This window comes from Pseudomonas sp. H1_F01, assembly GCF_054681425.1.
Window position 1 is genome coordinate 412,399 of record NZ_CP162823.1, and the last position, 17,488, is coordinate 429,886.

The window sequence follows — 17,488 nt, forward strand, 5'->3', positions numbered from 1 at the left end:
GCAAAAAAGCCGCTTACGAGCGGCTTTTTTGTGCCTGGGGTTTTTCCAGGGCTGTTCATCGCAACCAAGACGCGGCAAGCTCGGTCCAACCCACATTCATGGAATGTCCAGGAGGGTCCGATGGTGCAGTTGTGTTCAATCGAACAGGCGGTGGATGACGTGCTCGAGCGCCTGCCCGCGCATATTCACCTTGGCATGCCCCTGGGGCTGGGCAAACCCAACCTGTTCGCCAACGCGCTGTACCGGCGCATTGCACAACTGCCCGAGCGACAGTTGACCATCTACACGGCCTTGAGCCTGGGCCGACCTAAACTGGGCGATGGTCTGCAGAAGCGCTTCCTCGAGCCCTTTGTCGAACGGGTCTTCGGCGACTATCCCGAACTGGATTACCTGGCCGACCTGCATCAGGACAGCCTGCCGCCCAACATTCGGGTCGAGCAGTTCTTCATGCAGCCCGGCAGCCTGTTGCACAGTGCCTCGGCCCAGCAGAACTATGTCAGCAGCAACTACAGCCATGCCGCCCGGGACATCAACGCCGCCGGCTTGAACCTGGTGGCGCAACTGGTGGCGAGCGATCCTGAGCATCCGGATCGCCTGAGCCTGAGCTGCAACCCGGACATCACCCTCGACCTGCTGCCGATGATCGCCAAGCGGCGGGCGGCCGGGGAGACCATCCTCCTGGTCGGCCAGGTGCACAACGATTTGCCCTACATGCCCGGCGACGCGGAAGTCGGCATCGACGCTTTCGACCTGTTGATCGACGAGAAGGACAGCCACACGTTGTTTTCCACGCCGAACATGCCGGTGGGCTTCCAGGATCATCTGATCGGCCTGCACGCCAGTACCCTGGTGCGCGACGGCGGGACGCTGCAGATCGGCATCGGCGCCATGGGCGATGCGCTGACGGCGGCGCTGCTCGCACGCCAGGCCGATAACGCCGGTTACCAGGCGTTGCTGACGGACCTGAACCTTAGCCAGTGGGCGCAACTGATCGAGCGTGAAGGTGGGCTCGAGCCGTTTGCCAAAGGGCTGTACGGTTGCAGTGAGATGTTCGTCAACGGTTTGCTGGTGCTGGCCGAGGCCGGAATCATCCGGCGCAAGGTCTACCCCGACGTTCCGACCCAGGAGCGGGCCAACGCCGGCACCCTCGACGAGGCGGCGCAACCCGACGGCATCTGCATACACGGCGGATTCTTCCTCGGGCCGCGCAGTTTTTATGAGCGCCTGCGCGAGTTGCCGCAAAGCCGCCTTCTCGAATTCAACATGACGCGCATCAGTTACATCAACGAGCTGTACGGCCAGGAACAGCTCAAGCGCCTGCAGCGCCTCGACGCCCGCTTCATCAACACGGTCTTCACCATGACCCTGATGGGGGCCGGGGTGGCCGATCAACTGGAAGACGGGCGGGTGCTCAGCGGCGTGGGCGGGCAGTACAACTTCGTTGCCCAGGGCCATGCGCTGGAGGGCGGGCGTTCGATCCTGCTGCTGCGCAGTTGGCGTGAGGCCGGGGGCGAGATCAGCTCGAATATCGTCTGGGAGTACGGCCATTGCACGATTCCCCGGCACTTGCGCGACATCGTGGTGACCGAGTACGGCATTGCCGACCTGCGAGGCAAGACCGACGCCGCGGTGATCGAGGCGTTGCTGAACATCAGCGATTCACGCTTCCAGCCCGGGTTGATTGAGCAGGCGCAAACCGCCGGCAAATTGCCGAAGGATTTCCGCCTCGATCCGCGCTTCGCCGACAACACATCGGAACGCTTGCAGGCGATCCAGGCACGCCATCCGAACCTGTTTCCCGAATACCCCCTGGGGTGTGATTTCGATGAGGTCGAGCGGGACCTGTTGCGGGCGCTGAACTGGCTCAAGAGCAAGTTCAAACTCACCGAGATCCTGGAATTGGGCAAGGCCGCGCTCGATGCGCCGGAGCCATGGGAGTTTGCCGGGCATCTGGAGCGGATGCAGCTGGCCAGCCCTGAAGGGCTGAAGGATGAGTTGTTTCAACGGTTGTTGCTGGCGGGGCTCAAGGCGACTGCGCCTTGGCGACCCACCTGAAACCCCTGTGGGAGCGAGCTTGCTCGCGATAGCGGTGTATCTGGTACACAAAATGTGTCTGACAGACCGCTATCGCGAGCAAGCTCGCTCCCACAGGAGGCACAGGGTCAGTCGATAAAGGTCACGACCCCACCGGCCAACGACTTCACCCGCGCCAGGGATTCAACCCGATAGCCTTGGGCATCCAGTTCCGCACGACCGCCCTGGAATGACTTCTCGATCACGATCCCCAGCCCGGCGACGGTGGCGCCGGCCTGCTTGATGATAGAGATCAGCGCCTGGGAGGCTTTGCCGTTGGCCAGGAAGTCATCGATGATCAGCACTCGGTCGCTGCTGGTCAGGTGACGCGGGCTGATGGCGACGGTGCTTTCGGTTTTCTTGGTAAACGAATACACGGTGGCCGACAGCAGGTTTTCCGTCAGGGTCAGGGACTGTTGCTTGCGGGCGAAGATCACCGGTACGCCCAGGTTCAGCCCGGTCATGATTGCCGGGGCAATCCCTGAGGCTTCGATGGTAACGATCTTGGTGATGCCCGAGTCCTTGAACAGCGCGGCAAATTCATCGCCGATCAGCTTCATCAACTGCGGGTCGATCTGATGGTTCAGGAACGCGTCGACTTTCAGGACCTGATCGGAAAGCACGATACCTTGCTCGCGAATTTTCTGGTGCAGGGCTTCCATGAAGCCTCCTCTGGTGACGCCTTCAGCGTCTGGATTGGGTAAACAACCTGGTGAAAAAAAGTAGTCGATTCTAACGCTTCAACATCGCGCGTATATCGGCCAGGGCACTGTTGCCGCGAACGACTTTGACTTCCGTCGGCGTGTCGTCGTTGCCTTCCCAGGCCAAGTCATCCGGCGGCAGTTCATCGAGAAAGCGGCTGGGGGCACAGTCGATCACTTCGCCGTATTGCTTGCGCTTGGCGGCGAAGGTGAAGGCCAGCGTCTGGCGGGCCCGGGTAATCCCGACATAGGCCAGGCGCCGTTCTTCCTCGATGGTGTCGGCCTCGATGCTGGAGCGGTGCGGCAGGATTTCTTCTTCCATGCCCATGATGAATACGTAGGGGAATTCCAGGCCCTTGGAGGCGTGCAGCGTCATCATCTGCACACCTTCGGCACCGTCTTCCTCTTCCTGCTGGCGCTCGAGCATGTCGCGCAGCACGAGTTTGCCGATGGCGTCCTCGACCGTCATGTCGCCGTCTTCGTCTTTTTCCAGAGTGTTCTTCAACGCCTCGATCAGGAACCAGACGTTGCTCATGCGGTAGTCGGCAGCCTTGTCGCTGGAGCTGTTGGTGCGCAGCCAGTTCTCGTAGTCGATGTCCATCACCATGCTGCGCAGCGCCGAAATCGGATCGTCCCCGGCGCACTGTTCGCGAACCTTGTCCATGAAACGCTTGAAGCGCGCCAGGCGGTCGGTGAAGCGGCTGTCCAGATGTTCGCCCAGGCCGATTTCGTCGGTGGCGGCGTACATCGAGATCTTGCGTTCGGTGGCGTAGTTGCCGAGTTTTTCCAGGGTGGTCGAACCGATTTCCCGGCGCGGCACGTTGATCACCCGCAGAAAGGCGTTGTCGTCGTCCGGGTTCACGATCAGGCGGAAGTAGGCCATCAGGTCCTTCACTTCCTGGCGTCCGAAAAAGCTGTTGCCCCCCGACAGGCGATAAGGGATCTGGTGATGCTGCAGTTTCAGCTCGATCAGCTTGGCCTGGTAGTTGCCGCGGTACAGGATCGCAAAATCACTGTATGGCCGGTCGGTGCGCAGGTGCAGGCTGAGGATTTCCATGGCGACGCGTTCGGCTTCGGCGTCTTCGTTGCGGCAACGGATCACGCGGATCTCGTCGCCGTGGCCCATCTCGCTCCACAGTTGTTTCTCGAACTCGTGGGGGTTGTTGGAAATCAGCACGTTGGCACAGCGCAGGATGCGGCTGGTGGAGCGGTAGTTCTGCTCCAGCATCACCACTTTGAGCGATGGGTAGTCTTCCTTGAGCAACATCAGGTTTTCCGGTCGCGCGCCGCGCCAGGCATAGATCGACTGATCGTCGTCGCCTACCACGGTGAACTGGTTGCGCGTACCGATCAGCAGCTTCACCAGCAAGTACTGGCTGGCGTTGGTGTCCTGGTATTCGTCCACGAGCAGGTAGCGGACCTTGTTCTGCCATTTTTCGAGAATGTCGGCGTGGTCCTGGAACAGTTTGACCGGCAACAGGATCAGGTCGTCGAAGTCCACCGCGTTGAACGCCTTGAGCGTGCGCTGGTAGTGGGTGTAGACGATGGCGGCGGTCTGTTCCTTGGGGTTGCGGGCGTTTTCCAGAGCCTCGGGCGGCAGGATCAGGTCGTTTTTCCAGGCGCCGATCATGTTCTTGATCTCATCCACGCCGTCGTCGCCCGAGTATTCCTTCTGCATGATGTCGGTCATCAGGGCCTTGACGTCGGTCTCGTCAAAAATCGAGAAGCCCGGTTTATAGCCCAGCCGCGCGTGTTCCTTGCGGATGATGTTCAGGCCCAGGTTGTGGAAGGTGCAGACCGTCAGGCCGCGGCCTTCGCCAGCGCGCAGCAGGCCGCCGACCCGTTCCTTCATTTCCCGGGCGGCTTTGTTGGTGAAGGTCATGGCGACGATGTACTGGGCGCGGATGCCACAATTCTGGATCAGGTGCGCGATCTTTCGGGTGATTACGCTGGTCTTGCCGGAGCCTGCACCGGCGAGCACCAAAAGAGGGCCGCCGACATAGTTCACGGCTTCTTGCTGCCGGGGATTGAGTCGGGACATGACAGAGTCAGGGAGTCGTTTGCGAAATGGGCCGGCATTTTAACAGGCTCAGAGAATTGTGCTGCTCTGTCCGACTTGTGACGCACAGCGCATTGTCATTTGCCGCTTCTGCTACTTTCACGCAGGATGTGGGGCCAATTGCGTCCAGCGCAGGATTTGAGGGGAAAAAAACCACCAAAACCGCGTGTTTGAGAACCATTGGCATTGGTCATTGCCCATCGGCGCGTCATAATGCCCGGCGCCTACCACCTTGCAGAGTCTAGGGAGTCAGCTTGTCAACGCCTGTCGAACCCTTGCGTTTGCTGTTATTGGCCCAAGAGCCTGCGTGGTCAGCAATATTGCGCGAGTGCCTGGCGCCCTTGGGGCCCTCGGTCGTGTTGATCAGCGCCCCGAACTGGGAGTCAGTCAGCAGCCTGTTCGAAGATAATCGCAACGCGGTGTTGCTGACCGTTGCGGCATTGCAGCCGGCGCCGGGCCGTTGCAGCCTGCCGACGATCCTGTTGCTTGAGCACGAGCCGGCGGTTGCCCCCGACGGTGTCAGCGACTGGTTGGTGCGCGATGTCCTCGACAGCGCGACCCTGCGTCGTTGCCTGCGCCATGTGCGCGAACGCGGCGTGCTGGAAAACACCTTGCAGCGCCTCGCCGAACAGGACCCATTGACGGGCATCGCCAATCGCCAGGGTTTCCAGACGCTGCTGGCGGCGCGCCTAGCGGAAAACGACGGCCGTGGCCTGGCGCTCGGTCACCTGGACCTGGACAACTTTCGTCACGCCAACGACGCCCTCGGCCACCAGGCCGGTGACCGCTTGATCCTGCAAGTGGTGTCGCGGCTCAAGGGCTCGCTCGAGGCCGGCGATCAATTGGCGCGGTTGGGCAGTGATGAATTCGCCCTGCTGATCGACACCCGCCGCGCACCACAGCGGGCCGAGTGGATGGCCGAGCGTATTACCGAAGCCTTGGCCGAACCCTATTGGGTGGATGGTGAAAGCCTGCTGATCGGCTGCAGCCTGGGTGTTGCCCACGCTCGCGCCCAGGCCGGTGCCGATCCGCTGATGTGGCACGCCCACATCGCCATGCAGCAGGCCAAGAGCACCCAGGGCTGCACCTTTCATATCTTCAACGAGCGCATCAATCGCAATGCCCGCAGCCTCGCCGACCTGGAAAGCGAACTGCGCCGGGCACTGCGCCGTGACGAGCTGGAACTGCATTACCAGCCACGGCTGAACCTCGATGGCGGCCACATTGTCGGCCTCGAAGCGCTGGTACGCTGGCGTCACGGCGAACGTGGCTTGCTGCCACCGAGTGAGTTCGTGCCGCTGGCCGAACAGAGCGGCCTGATCGTGCCGCTGGGCTATTGGGTGATTTCCCGGGCGCTGCGGGACATGCAGGCCCTGCGCGAGCGGGGGCTGGCGCCGTTGCACATGGCGGTCAACCTGTCGTTCCGACAGTTCCAGGACAGCCAGTTGCTGCCGACCTTGAGTCGGCTGATTGCCGAGCGGGGTGTCGAGGCGCAATGGCTGGAGTTCGAACTCACCGAAACTGCCGTCATGCGCCGCAGCGAGCTGGTCAAGCAGACCATGGATGCCCTGGGCCGCCTGGGAGTGCGCTTCTCCCTGGACGACTTCGGCACCGGCTTCTCCTCGTTCGTGCACCTCAACAGCCTGCCGATCGCCTTGCTCAAGATCGACAAGAGCTTCGTCGGTGGCATGGAGCAGCGCGAAGAGAACCGCAAACTGGTGCACGCGATGATCAACCTGGCGCACAACCTCAACCTGGAAGTGGTGGCCGAAGGTGTGGAAACCCAGGAGCAACTGGACCTGCTACGCGGCTTCGGTTGCGATCAGGTGCAGGGTTTCCTGATCAGCAAGCCGTTGCCGTTGCCGGAGTTGGTTGAGTACTTGACCTTCGAAGGTGATCAGCAATCGATGCTGGAAATCAGCTGACACAAAATCCTGTGGGAGCGAGCTTGCTCGCGATGGCGATCGGTCTGTCCCATTTATTTTGACGGACACACCGCTATCGCGAGCAAGCTCGCTCCCACAGGGGGATACATCTCAATCGGCCTGGATGGCCTCGAAACGCCGCCGCCCGGGCTCACTGCGAATCATCCGCTTCATCTTCCATTCAAACGCCGCAGTCAGGCTCACGGCCGCGCAGGCCAGCCCCAGGGCCAGGCCCCACCAGACGCCAGTCGGCCCCCAGTTCAGGTGAAACGCCATCCACCACGCCGCCGGCGCGCCGATCAGCCAATAGCAACCCAGGCCCACCAGGAAGGTGGTCTTGGCGTCCTTGAGCCCGCGAATGCAGCCCATGGCGATGGTTTGTGTGCCATCGAACAGCTCGAACCACGCCGCCACGGCCAGCAGGCTCACCGCCAGGTTGATCACCTCGCGGAACGCCGGGTCGTCGTGGTCCAGGAACAAGCCGATCAATTGATGGGGCAGCAGCCAGAACACCATGGCGAACGCCAGCATGGCAGCCGCGCCAAAGCCAATCCCGACCCGACCGGCCAGGCGTGCCATCAGCAGTTGCCCGGCACCGTAGTGCTGGCCGATGCGCATGGTGATGGCGTAGGACATCCCGGCCGGCACCATGAACGCCACCGAGACGATTTGCAGCGCGATCTGGTGGGCTGCCAACGGCGTGCTGCCCATGGTGCCCATGCACAGCGCGGCGAACGCAAACAGCCCGACCTCCACCGCGTAGGTGCCTCCAATCGGCAGGCCCAGGCGCCACAGTTCCTTGAGGTATTGGCGATTGGGCCGCGACAGGCCATCGAGCAATGGGTAGGCACGGTAGGCCGGGTGTCGATGGATATGCCAGGCCAGCGCCAGGGCCATGCAGTTGGCGACGATGGCCGTGACCAGGCCGATCCCCATCAAGCCGAGTTTCGGCAGGCCGAACATACCGGTGATGAGCGCGTAGTTGAGCAGGAAGTTGGCCACGGTGCCGCCAAGGCTGATCACCATGACCGGTGTGGCCCGGCCGATGGCGCTGGTGAAGCCGCGCAGGGCCATGAAGCTCAAGTAGCCAGGCAGGGCGAACGGCAGCGCCAGCAGGAACTGTCCGGCGGACAGCACGTTGGTTTCGGTCTGGCCGAACATCAGCAGCACTGGCTTGAGGTTCCACAACAGTAACCCGGCCATAAGCGCCATCAGCCAGGCCAGCCATAACCCGGCCTGAGTCAGCCGGGTGGCGCCTTCGACATCGCCTGCGCCCTGGCGGATCGCGACCAGGGTGCCCACCGCGGCGATCACGCCAATGCAGAAGATCGACACGAACGAATAGGTGGCCGCCCCGAGCCCGCCGCCGGCCAGGGCTTCGGGGCTCAGGCGCGCCATCATCACGGTGTCGGTGAGCACCATCAGCATGTGCGCCAACTGCGAGGCAATCAACGGCCCCGCCAGCCGCAGGATGGCCCAGAGTTCGGTACGCACTGGATGCTGCATGATCATCACGCTCCATGTTCAAACAAGGCAGTAAAGCAACGATTCTCGGCGCTCTCGGCGGATTGCACAAAGGGATAAAAAAGATCGCTGGCATGATTAAAACTCATGCTGGAGGCGTTTCTGGTAGGGTTTGCAAACAACGCCATGGAGCTTTTGCGATGTCTCGTCGTCTTCCTCCTCTTTATGCGCTGCGGGCATTCGAAGCCGCGGCGCGCTACAGCTCGTTCACCCGCGCCGCTGAAGAGCTGTCGATCACCCAGAGCGCCGTCAGCCGGCACATTCGCACGCTGGAAGATCACTTTGCCTGTCGGCTGTTCCTGCGCAGCGGCCGCAACCTGCAATTGACCGAGGCGGCGCGGTTGCTGTTGCCGGGCGTACGTGAGGGCTTCATGGCGCTGGAGCGGGCCTGTCACACTTTGCATGGCGAGGATGGCATCCTGCGCATGAAGGCGCCTTCCACGCTGACCATGCGCTGGTTGTTGGCGCGCTTGAGTCGCTTCCGGCACTTGCAGCCTGGCAACGAGGTACAACTGACCAGTGCCTGGATGGACATCGATTCAGTGGACTTCAACGTCGAGCCCTTCGATTGCGCCGTATTGCTGGGCAACGGGCATTTTCCGGCGGATTGGGAAGCCAGTTTGCTGTTTCCCGAGGAATTGATCCCGGTGGGCGCGCCGAACCTGTTGAACGACCAGCCCTGGGATGTGGCGCGGTTGGCCAGCGCTGAACTGCTGCACCCCACGCCCGATCGCCGGGACTGGCGCAATTGGCTGCAACGCATGGGCCTGTCCGACAAGGTCTCGCTCAAGGGGGGGCAGGTGTTCGATACCCTGGAGCTGGGCATGATCGCGGCCGCACGTGGCTATGGGGTCTCCATGGGTGATCTGTTGATGGTGGCCGAGGATGTCGCCCAGGGACGCCTGAGCCTGCCATGGCCGACGGCTGTCGCCAGCGGTGAACACTATTATCTGGTCTGGCCGAAAACCCGACCGGGAGGTGAACGTTTGCGCCGGCTTAGCGACTTTCTCCAGGGTGAGGTGAAGGCCATGCAATTACCCGACGTGCAGCGTTTGGGCTGAAACGTTGCAGTTGGTGTGCTAGCCACTTGGCATTAATCCTTGCGAACCGCTCAAGTATTTGGCTTTGCCGCCGAATTTGTGAGGATGGAACCTTCGTTCAGAAAGGTCAACTTACACCTCACCCGAATAGAATGCCGAGCGTGCGAGCGTGATCAGGATGATCCGGTCTCTCGGCCAGGAGCCGTCATGTCTCAACCCCGTGCCCGGATCGCCTCACAGCTAGGCCTTGCCCTCGCTGTGATATTGGCGGTCGTGATCTCCGGCAGTACCGTCTTTGCCCTGCGTTCGCTGGATGCTGCCAACCTCGCCACCCGTGAAGAACACCTGGCCAGCGAAGCGCGCCTGATGGCCGATCAGCTCAATACCTTTCACAGCACCCTGCGCGAGAGCACCCAGCGGTTGGCCGGTCTGTTCGAAAAACGCTTCAGCGCGGGCCTGAGCGTGCATCCGGACCAGCCAGTGACGGTGGCGGGCGTACAAACCCCAGGCTTGAGCCTGGGCAGCGAAGTGTTGAACAACAACTTCAAGGAAGTGGATGACTTCAAAACGATGACCGCCGGGGTTGCCACGGTTTTCGTGCGCAGTGGCGACGACTTCATCCGCGTCAGCACGTCATTGACCAAGCAGGACGGTACGCGGGCCATTGGTACCGTGCTCGACCGCGCCGGCCCTGCCTATGGTCCGGTGGTCAGCGGGCAGAGTTACATTGGTCGAGCCTTGCTGTTCGGACGTTACTACATGTCGCAGTACACGCCTGTACGCGACAGCGGCGGCAAGATCATTGCCGTGCTGTACGTAGGCTTCGACTACACCGATGCGCAGAACGCGCAGTTCGAGAACCTCAAACGCTTCCGCATCGGCCAGACCGGTTCCCTGGCGCTGTTGGACGAACAAAACAAGTGGCTGGTGCCACCGGCTGGCGTCCAGGCGCTGGACCAGGCGAGCACGACCATCGTTGGCCTGGTCAAGAAACCGGGCAAGGGCGCGTTCTGGACCGATACCGCCGAAGACTTCTACAGCGTTGCCGTACCGTTCGAAGGTGGGCCGTGGGCGGTGGTGGCGAGCATGCCCAAAACCGAGATTCGCGCCGTGACCTGGAGCGTCGGTACGCAACTGGCCATTGGCAGCCTGCTGGCGATGTTGTTGGCGGTCGGCTCGGCGATGTGGTTGCTGCGCAGCAAACTCGCACCGCTCGGCGATCTGGTACGCCAGGCCGAAGCCTTGGGCGCCGGTGACCTGAGCGTGCGCCTGAACGTGTCCAGCCATGATGAGATCGGTCAGTTGGCCCGTGCCTTCAACCAGATGAGCCAAGCCTTGTCGACCATGGTCGAGCACATCCGCAAGGCCTCCCAGGAGGTCAACAGCCGTGCCCAGGCGCTGTCCGGGTTGTCCAGCGGGGCGTATGAAGGCATGGAACAGCAATCCGGCGAAATCACCAGTATGGCCGGCGCAGTGGAAGAGTTCAGCGCAACCTCGTTGAACATTGCCGACAACATGGGCAACACCGAGCGCCTGGCCCAGGAAAACGCCCAGCAAACCCGCATTGGCCGGACCTCGATGGACGAAGCATCGTCATCCCTGGAACAAATTGCCGGTGCGCTGAACAGCACGGCCACGGTCATCAATACCTTGGGCCAGCGTTCCCAGGAAATCGGCGGCATCGTGGGTGTGATCACCTCGATCGCCGAGCAGACCAACCTGCTGGCCTTGAACGCCGCCATCGAAGCTGCCCGCGCAGGCGAGCAGGGCCGTGGTTTCGCCGTGGTGGCCGATGAAGTCCGCAGCCTGGCTTCTCGCACCCGCCAGGCCACTGACGAAATTTCCAGCATGATCAACAGCATCCAGCAGGAAACCGGCAATGCCATCAGCACGATGGAGCAGGGCAACCTGTTGATGCAGGAAGGCCTGTCGCGCAACGCCAACGTGGCCACGGCCCTGGCCCGCATCGACGAGCAAAGCCGCTCGGCCGGTCAGCAATTTGCGGCGATCACCACCGCCACCCAGGAACAAAGCAGCACCGCGACCCTGCTCAGCAGCAACCTGCAAAGCATCGCCATGGCCAACAGCGAACAGCGCCAAGTGGTCTCGAACCTGGCACTCACCGCCAAGGAACTGGAAAAGCTGGCCCAGGACCTGCGCCAAGAGGTTGATCGGTTCCGCTGAGGCGTCCCGTCACGAGCAAGTTCACCCACACCCCTGTGGGAGCGAGCTTGCTCGCGATGACGGCTTCCCGGCCAACATCATCTCAATCTGACCCACCGCTATCGCGAGCAAGCTCGCTCCCACAAAAGCTATCACCCTGGTGTCGTTTCTTTTTTAGGAATATTGCTGTTTTTAAGCTTGCTGAAACGTTTCTTCAAGTCTATAAAAACCGCACAACTCCAATAAAAGGTCGTGACCATGACTCCGCTCAAACTCCTCATCACCCTTGGCGCCTTGGGCGCTGCCTCCCATGCGATGGCTTGGGACTACGTCCTGCTGGATACGGATAAAGCCGCTCAACCCTGGCAAATCACCAGCCAGCAACTCGGCGTGAAGACCGGCAAACCCTTTTCCGTGACGATGCGCACCCTGCACGGCGGCCGCCAGGAAGGCGTCAGCATCGTCGACATCGACAATGGCACCTTGAAGCTGTCAGTCGTACCGACCCGTGGCATGAACGTGCTGCAGGCTTCGGTCGGGAATGTGCGCATGGGTTGGGATTCGCCCGTCAAGGAGGTGGTCAATCCGGCGTTCATCGAACTCAACGGCCGAGGCGGGCTGGGCTGGCTCGAAGGTTTCAACGAGCTGGTCACCCGTTGCGGCTACGAGTGGGTCGGCCATCCCGGCATGGACAACGGTGAGCTGCTGACCCTGCATGGCCGCGCCGCCAACATTCCAGCCAACAAAGTCACGTTGCACATTGATGAAAAACCGCCTTACGCCATCACCCTGCGCGGCGAGTTGAAGGAGCAGGCGTTCAAGAAGGTCGACTTCTCGGTGCAGACCGAACTGGTCACCGAGCCCGGCAGCGTGACGTTCGCGCTCAGCGACACGCTGACCAACAACGGTGACTATCCGAAGGAGTACCAGGCGCTCTACCACAGCAACTTCAGCACGCCGTTCCTGGAGCAGGGCGCCCGTTTCGTGGCACCGGTCAAGCAGGTCTCGCCGTTCAACGACAAGGCCAAGGGCGATTTGTCCGATTGGCAAACCTACCGGGGTCCCACCAAGGATTACGACGAAACCGTCTACAACGTCGTGCCATACGCCGACGCCAAGGGCGACACACTCACCGTGCTGCACAACAAGGCCGGTAGCCTCGGTGTGTCAGTGGGCTTCAACACCAGCACGCTTCCGGTGTTCTCCCTGTGGAAAAACACCGACACCCAAGGCCAGGGCTACGTGACCGGTCTGGAGCCAGGCACCAGTTTTTCCTATAACCGTCGGTATCAGCGCCCCTTGGGTCTGGTCCCCACCATCGCACCGAAAGAACACAAGCAGTTCCAGATCCACTACAGCCTGTTGGCGGACAAGGGCGCTGTGGATAAGGCCCTCAAGCGCATCGATACCATCCAGAACGGTCAGAAAACCGAGGTGCGGGAAACGCCGTTGGTGGACCTGAGCAAACCATAAGGCGGTTCAGGAGCTAGTCGGCCGATACTGCAGTGCTTCGGCCAGATGTTCGCGGCGGATACACGCCGCTTGCTCCAGGTCTGCCAGCGTCCGGGCGACCTTGAGCAAGCGGTGGGCGGCGCGCAACGACAGGGTCAGCCTTTCGCAGGCGGTTTCCAGCCAGGTTTCATCGGTTGTGGATAACTTGCAATGCTGACGCAACCCCGGCAAATCGAGGAAGGCGTTGGCGCAGCCCTGGCGTCTATGCTGACGCTCCCGGGCCTCGGCCACCTGCTCGGCGACCGTGGCGGTATCGTCTCCGGATTCGCTCCTGGGGTTCAACGCCGTTGCTTCCCGGGCGACGGTCAGGTGCAGGTCGATGCGGTCCAGCAGCGGGCCGGAGAGTTTGTTGCGGTAGCGCTGCACCATGTCCGGTGTACAGCAGCAGCGGCCGCTGGGTTCGCCAAGATATCCACAGGGGCAGGGGTTCATCGCCGCCACCAACTGGAAGCGCGCCGGGAAGCGTACTCGGTCACGGGCGCGAGAAACCACGATGTGCCCAGATTCCAACGGCTCTCTCAGGACCTCCAGCACCCTGCGGTCGAATTCCGGCAGTTCATCCAGAAACAGCACGCCATGGTGGGCGAGGGTGATCTCCCCCGGTTGCGGTTTTGACCCGCCACCCACTAGCGCGGGCCCGGAAGCCGAATGGTGCGGCTGTCGAAATGGACGCTGCGGCCAATGGCTCAACGGCACGCAACTGGCCACCGACTGGATGGCCGCGACCTCCAGCGCCTCACTCTCGGCCAGCGGTGGCAACAGCCCCGGCAGGCGGCTCGCCAACAGCGTCTTGCCGGTGCCCGGTGGCCCGCTGAACAACAGGTTATGAGCCCCCGCGGCGGCAATCAGCAAGGCCCGCTTGGCCCCGGCCTGGCCTTGTACTTCGTTCAAGTCGGGGTAGGGCTTGCTGGCCGAAAGCAGCCCATTGGAAACGAAAGGCTCGACCGGTGTGTGCCCATTGAAGTGCGCCACCGCTTCGAGCAGATGGTCCACGGCGATCACCTTCAACCCCGAGGCCAGGCAGGCCTCCTCGGCATTGGCCCGCGGTACCACCAGGATGCGCCCGGCCTTGCGCGCCGCCAGCGCTGCGGGCAATACCCCGCGCACCGGTCGTACCGCGCCGGACAATGCCAGTTCACCCAGGCATTCCACGTCATCCAGCGTCAGGGTTGGCACCTGCACGCTGGCCGACAGGATCCCCAAGGCGATGGCCAGGTCGAAGCGCCCGCCGTCCTTTGGCAGGTCCGCCGGCGCCAGGTTCAGGGTGATGCGCCGTGCCGGGAAATTCAGCCCCGAATTGATGATCGCGCTGCGCACCCGATCCTTGCTTTCCTTCACCGCCGCCTCCGGCAGGCCAACCATCGTCAGCGACGGCAAGCCATTGGCCAGGTGGACTTCAACGGTAACGGCAGGAGCCTCGACCCCTACTTGGGCGCGACTGTGGACGATGGCAAGCGACATGAATCGTTCCTTGAGTGAATAGGGCGCCGCGTCCTGCGGCTCTGGAAGATTAGTCGTGGGGATGAACTTGGGCGGGGAAATTGAAGGGAGAAAATTTGGCAGGATGTTTCGAGGGCAAGTGACAGCCGAGGGGCGCCAGGCGTGATGCGGTAGCGGATATCACCGCCTCACCTGGCCACGCAAAATGCCCGGAAAGGGCCCTCTGCTAGACTGCGATTTGCCCAGTCGGCACTTGGCGGTATCAACGGCACAGCGAGGAAGTAGCCATGAACGATCTGCTGGCTCTGTTAACCGACAAGCGCTTCATGCCCCACGGGCATTGCTACATGTGGCGTCCGGATCTGCTGTGGACCAATGTGATCGCCGATGGCTTGATCGCCCTGTCCTACGTCACCATCCCTTTCACGCTCCTGTACTTTATCCACAAGCGCAAGGACGTGCCGTTTGACTGGATGCTCGCGGCCTTTGGCGTGTTTATCCTGGCTTGCGGGACCAGCCATGTGATGGAGATCCTGACCATCTGGCAGCCTTATTACTGGCTGACAGCGCTGGTCAAGGTGATCACCGCGATTGCCTCGGTGATTACCGCCATCCTGTTGGTCCGGCTGGTGCCGGCGGCCCTGAAGATCCCCAGCCCGCAGCAATTGGCCAAGGTCAACGACGAGTTACGCGAGGCCCAGGCTGAACTGGTCACCACCGCGCGCCGCGCCGGCATGGCAGAGATCGCCACCAATGTGCTGCACAACGTGGGCAATGTGCTCAATAGTGTCAATGTGTCAGCCCAGGTCCTGTACGAGAAGGTGCACACCTCCAAGGGGCCAGGGGTGGCCAAGGTAGCCCAGTTGATGAAGGAGCATCCCGATGACCTCGGTGACTTCATCAGCAGCGACCCGAAAGGTCGGGCGCTACCGGACTATCTCGACAAGCTGGCCGACGCGCTGGCCGTCGAGCAGCAGGGCATGATCGCCGAGTTGGCGCAGTTGACCCGCAGAATCGACCACATCAAGGAAATCGTCGCCACCCAGCAATCCTACGCCGGCAACGCCAGCGTGCTGGAGCCGGGTTCGCTGCGAGAACTGGTCGAGGATGTCGTGCGCATTTGCGATGTGTCCCTGGCCCGCCACCACATCACGCTGATCAAGGAGTTCAGCGATGTTCCGCAAATGCCCCTGGACAAGCATCGAGTGCTGCAGATCCTGGTCAATCTGATCAACAACGCGAAGCAGGCGCTGGATGCCGGGGCGAACCGGCCGCCGCAGATCATCCTGCGCCTGAAGGTCGTTGACGAGGGGCGCGTGCGAGTTGAGGTCGAGGACAATGGCGAGGGGATATCGCAGGACAATCTTGCGCGGGTGTTCGAGCACGGTTTCACCACGCGTGTCGACGGCCACGGTTTTGGCCTGCACAGCTGCATTCTGGCTGCGCACGAGATGGGCGGCGATCTGACCGTGCAGAGCGCCGGGCCGGGCAGGGGCGCGCTGTTTATTCTGGTGCTGCCGCTGGCGTCGACTCCGGACCGAGTGGTTGAGCAGTCGGCATGAAGTCTTTCTCACGAAAGTCCAATTCATTCGTTTTACACCGACCAGACTCTAGAGCGAGGTCCGATCAGCGAGGCGGAGAAGCTTGATGTCGTCGAGAAACTCCGATGAGCACAGGTCGCAGATCAATACCAGCGCCACAATTTATGAAGTTAACATCGCGACTACCTCCACTTGTTGACCTTTTCGAGATAGTTAGACCGATAGGGCCCTCCGCCAATCCTACCCAGCGTGCAAAGCGCCTCCCCAACCCCAGGCGAGTAAGGAAGTTGTCTGCTAAAAATAACTCAGACGAAATTTCTCTGCTCCCTGAAATAGGAGAGGCGCATGCCGGAAATAACCTTGACAACTGCTGATACAAGCGGATGGACAAACTGCGTCAGACGCGATTTGCCTGAACGGTCGATTAGCCGATTGATACCCGATGGCGAGCGGAGCAATAGGCCGCTGGAGCCTCCCGGGGCGCTGGACGGAAATTATTGGAAAAGCAGCGTCCCCGCCATTCGCAATCTGCACTACACGTACGTCGATACGGGGTATTCGCGCGTTGAGCAAAACGACGTTCTATGGTCGGACTCGGCCTCCTGGTGCACGATGCTTTCTGTATGGTCGCCAGGAAAAGCAGGACTGGCGCACATCCCACCCAGCCCGCTTGTCAGGAAAGATGTTGATACGCTACTCGAGAGTTTTCATACCATTCCCACCGAAATTCACATGGTGACCATGCCGGTACATCGCGACAGGGCTGACGGCTTTGCAATGGTGCGTCAATGCGTCATGAGTTACTACGGGCACAACTACGCCGGCATCAAGGTTTTCCTGATCACTGGGTACAAGGGGAAGGAATGGGAGCAGCGGCACCAGATTGGAGTGGACCCAAGGAGTGGCGCGTTTCCGGTTTTCAACTGAGCCAACTCGAAGCGCCGTACCAGTGGTTACCTGCAGAATTATTTCGCCCCGGCCACGTAAACAATCATCGTCACAGCCATCCCGAGCATGCCGCGGCTGATGTGTTCGTCAAGTAAGGTGGTCACCAGCGCCAGACCCCAAAACGGCTGCAGCAACTTAAAATATCGCTGCTCTCGGCAGTTCTACGGGGACACTCGTTATTCGATAGGTGGACTCATCTTTGCCTCAAGCTCGGCAACCTTGGCCTCCAGGCTTTCGAGCCGCGCCCGGGTCCGGGCCAGCACAACCATCTGGCTGTCGAATTCTTCCCGGCTTACCAGGTCCAGTTTGCTGAAGCCGCTTTGCAGCAGGGCCTTGAACTGGCTTTCGATTTCGCTTTTGGGCAGCGGCGTGTCGCCACTCAAGATGCGGGAGGCGTGGCCGCTCAGGGCGTCGAGGAGGTCTTTGGGCGCAAGCATGGCAGGTGTCCTGAAAACAATGGCGGGCAGTGTATCACGCAGTGTCTATAGTCAATTCGCAAGCCAGGGATGCACGCTTTTCGCGCATAGGCCCGGGCGTGGCTGCACTGTTGTTGTGCGTATCG

12 protein-coding genes and 1 pseudogene are annotated in these 17,488 nt (G+C 61.4%); 8 read left to right on the top strand and 5 right to left on the bottom strand.

The window, feature by feature from the left end; all coding sequences use genetic code 11:
* Positions 1 to 120 precede the first annotated feature (120 nt).
* Positions 121 to 2,055 carry an acetyl-CoA hydrolase/transferase C-terminal domain-containing protein gene (locus AB4O09_RS01845; RefSeq protein ID WP_003206838.1) on the top strand — a complete coding sequence of 645 codons (1,935 nt, stop codon included), beginning with the start codon at positions 121 to 123 and terminating at the stop codon, positions 2,053 to 2,055.
* A gap of 107 nt (positions 2,056 to 2,162) precedes the next feature.
* Here the strand turns inward: AB4O09_RS01845 and AB4O09_RS01850 are convergent, their stop codons facing one another.
* Both AB4O09_RS01850 and rep read right to left on the bottom strand, forming a co-directional pair.
* Positions 2,163 to 2,735: a xanthine phosphoribosyltransferase gene (locus tag AB4O09_RS01850; protein ID WP_003206836.1), complete on the bottom strand. Its 573-nt coding sequence runs from the start codon at positions 2,733 to 2,735 to the stop codon at positions 2,163 to 2,165.
* 70 nt (positions 2,736 to 2,805) lie between these two features.
* Positions 2,806 to 4,815: a DNA helicase Rep gene (gene rep, locus AB4O09_RS01855; RefSeq protein WP_003206834.1), complete on the bottom strand. Its 2,010-nt coding sequence runs from the start codon at positions 4,813 to 4,815 to the stop codon at positions 2,806 to 2,808.
* Between the two features lie 272 nt (positions 4,816 to 5,087).
* Here rep and AB4O09_RS01860 point away from each other — a divergent pair, with 272 nt between their 5' ends.
* Positions 5,088 to 6,758 (top strand): putative bifunctional diguanylate cyclase/phosphodiesterase, encoded by a 1,671-nt coding sequence (locus AB4O09_RS01860; protein ID WP_003206833.1) that lies wholly within the window; start codon positions 5,088 to 5,090, stop codon positions 6,756 to 6,758.
* Between the two features lie 111 nt (positions 6,759 to 6,869).
* Here AB4O09_RS01860 and AB4O09_RS01865 read toward each other — a convergent pair whose 3' ends face one another.
* Positions 6,870 to 8,264 carry a NorM family multidrug efflux MATE transporter gene (locus AB4O09_RS01865; RefSeq protein WP_038858199.1) on the bottom strand — a complete coding sequence of 465 codons (1,395 nt, stop codon included), beginning with the start codon at positions 8,262 to 8,264 and terminating at the stop codon, positions 6,870 to 6,872.
* Between the two features lie 158 nt (positions 8,265 to 8,422).
* Here AB4O09_RS01865 and AB4O09_RS01870 point away from each other — a divergent pair, with 158 nt between their 5' ends.
* The 4 genes and pseudogenes from AB4O09_RS01870 to AB4O09_RS01885 all read left to right on the top strand — a co-directional run bounded on the left by AB4O09_RS01870 (position 8,423) and on the right by AB4O09_RS01885 (position 12,958).
* Entirely contained in the window at positions 8,423 to 9,343 is a 921-nt protein-coding gene (locus tag AB4O09_RS01870) for a LysR substrate-binding domain-containing protein (protein WP_003206829.1), read from the top strand.
* Positions 9,344 to 9,688: 345 nt separating this feature from the next.
* Positions 9,689 to 10,603, top strand: a pseudogene (locus tag AB4O09_RS01875) (Cache 3/Cache 2 fusion domain-containing protein); the annotation flags it as partial.
* 180 nt (positions 10,604 to 10,783) lie between these two features.
* Positions 10,784 to 11,506, top strand: a complete 723-nt coding sequence (locus AB4O09_RS01880; protein ID WP_375538591.1) for a methyl-accepting chemotaxis protein — start codon at positions 10,784 to 10,786, stop codon at positions 11,504 to 11,506.
* Between the two features lie 237 nt (positions 11,507 to 11,743).
* Positions 11,744 to 12,958, top strand: a complete 1,215-nt coding sequence (locus AB4O09_RS01885; RefSeq protein WP_003206824.1) for an aldose 1-epimerase family protein — start codon at positions 11,744 to 11,746, stop codon at positions 12,956 to 12,958.
* 6 nt (positions 12,959 to 12,964) lie between these two features.
* Here AB4O09_RS01885 and AB4O09_RS01890 read toward each other — a convergent pair whose 3' ends face one another.
* Positions 12,965 to 14,458 carry a YifB family Mg chelatase-like AAA ATPase gene (locus AB4O09_RS01890; RefSeq protein WP_003206823.1) on the bottom strand — a complete coding sequence of 498 codons (1,494 nt, stop codon included), beginning with the start codon at positions 14,456 to 14,458 and terminating at the stop codon, positions 12,965 to 12,967.
* 266 nt (positions 14,459 to 14,724) lie between these two features.
* Between AB4O09_RS01890 and AB4O09_RS01895 the strand changes: the two genes are divergently transcribed.
* Both AB4O09_RS01895 and AB4O09_RS01900 read left to right on the top strand, forming a co-directional pair.
* Entirely contained in the window at positions 14,725 to 15,999 is a 1,275-nt protein-coding gene (locus AB4O09_RS01895) for a sensor histidine kinase (RefSeq protein ID WP_003206822.1), read from the top strand.
* 324 nt (positions 16,000 to 16,323) lie between these two features.
* Positions 16,324 to 16,905 carry a hypothetical protein gene (locus AB4O09_RS01900; RefSeq protein WP_003206821.1) on the top strand — a complete coding sequence of 194 codons (582 nt, stop codon included), beginning with the start codon at positions 16,324 to 16,326 and terminating at the stop codon, positions 16,903 to 16,905.
* A 197-nt stretch (positions 16,906 to 17,102) separates the two neighbouring features.
* On the opposite strand, the gene AB4O09_RS01905 is transcribed toward AB4O09_RS01900, so the two are convergent.
* On the bottom strand, positions 17,103 to 17,363 hold the full coding sequence (locus tag AB4O09_RS01905) for an accessory factor UbiK family protein (protein WP_003206819.1): 261 nt from the start codon (positions 17,361 to 17,363) through the stop codon (positions 17,103 to 17,105).
* Positions 17,364 to 17,488: the final 125 nt, after the last annotated feature.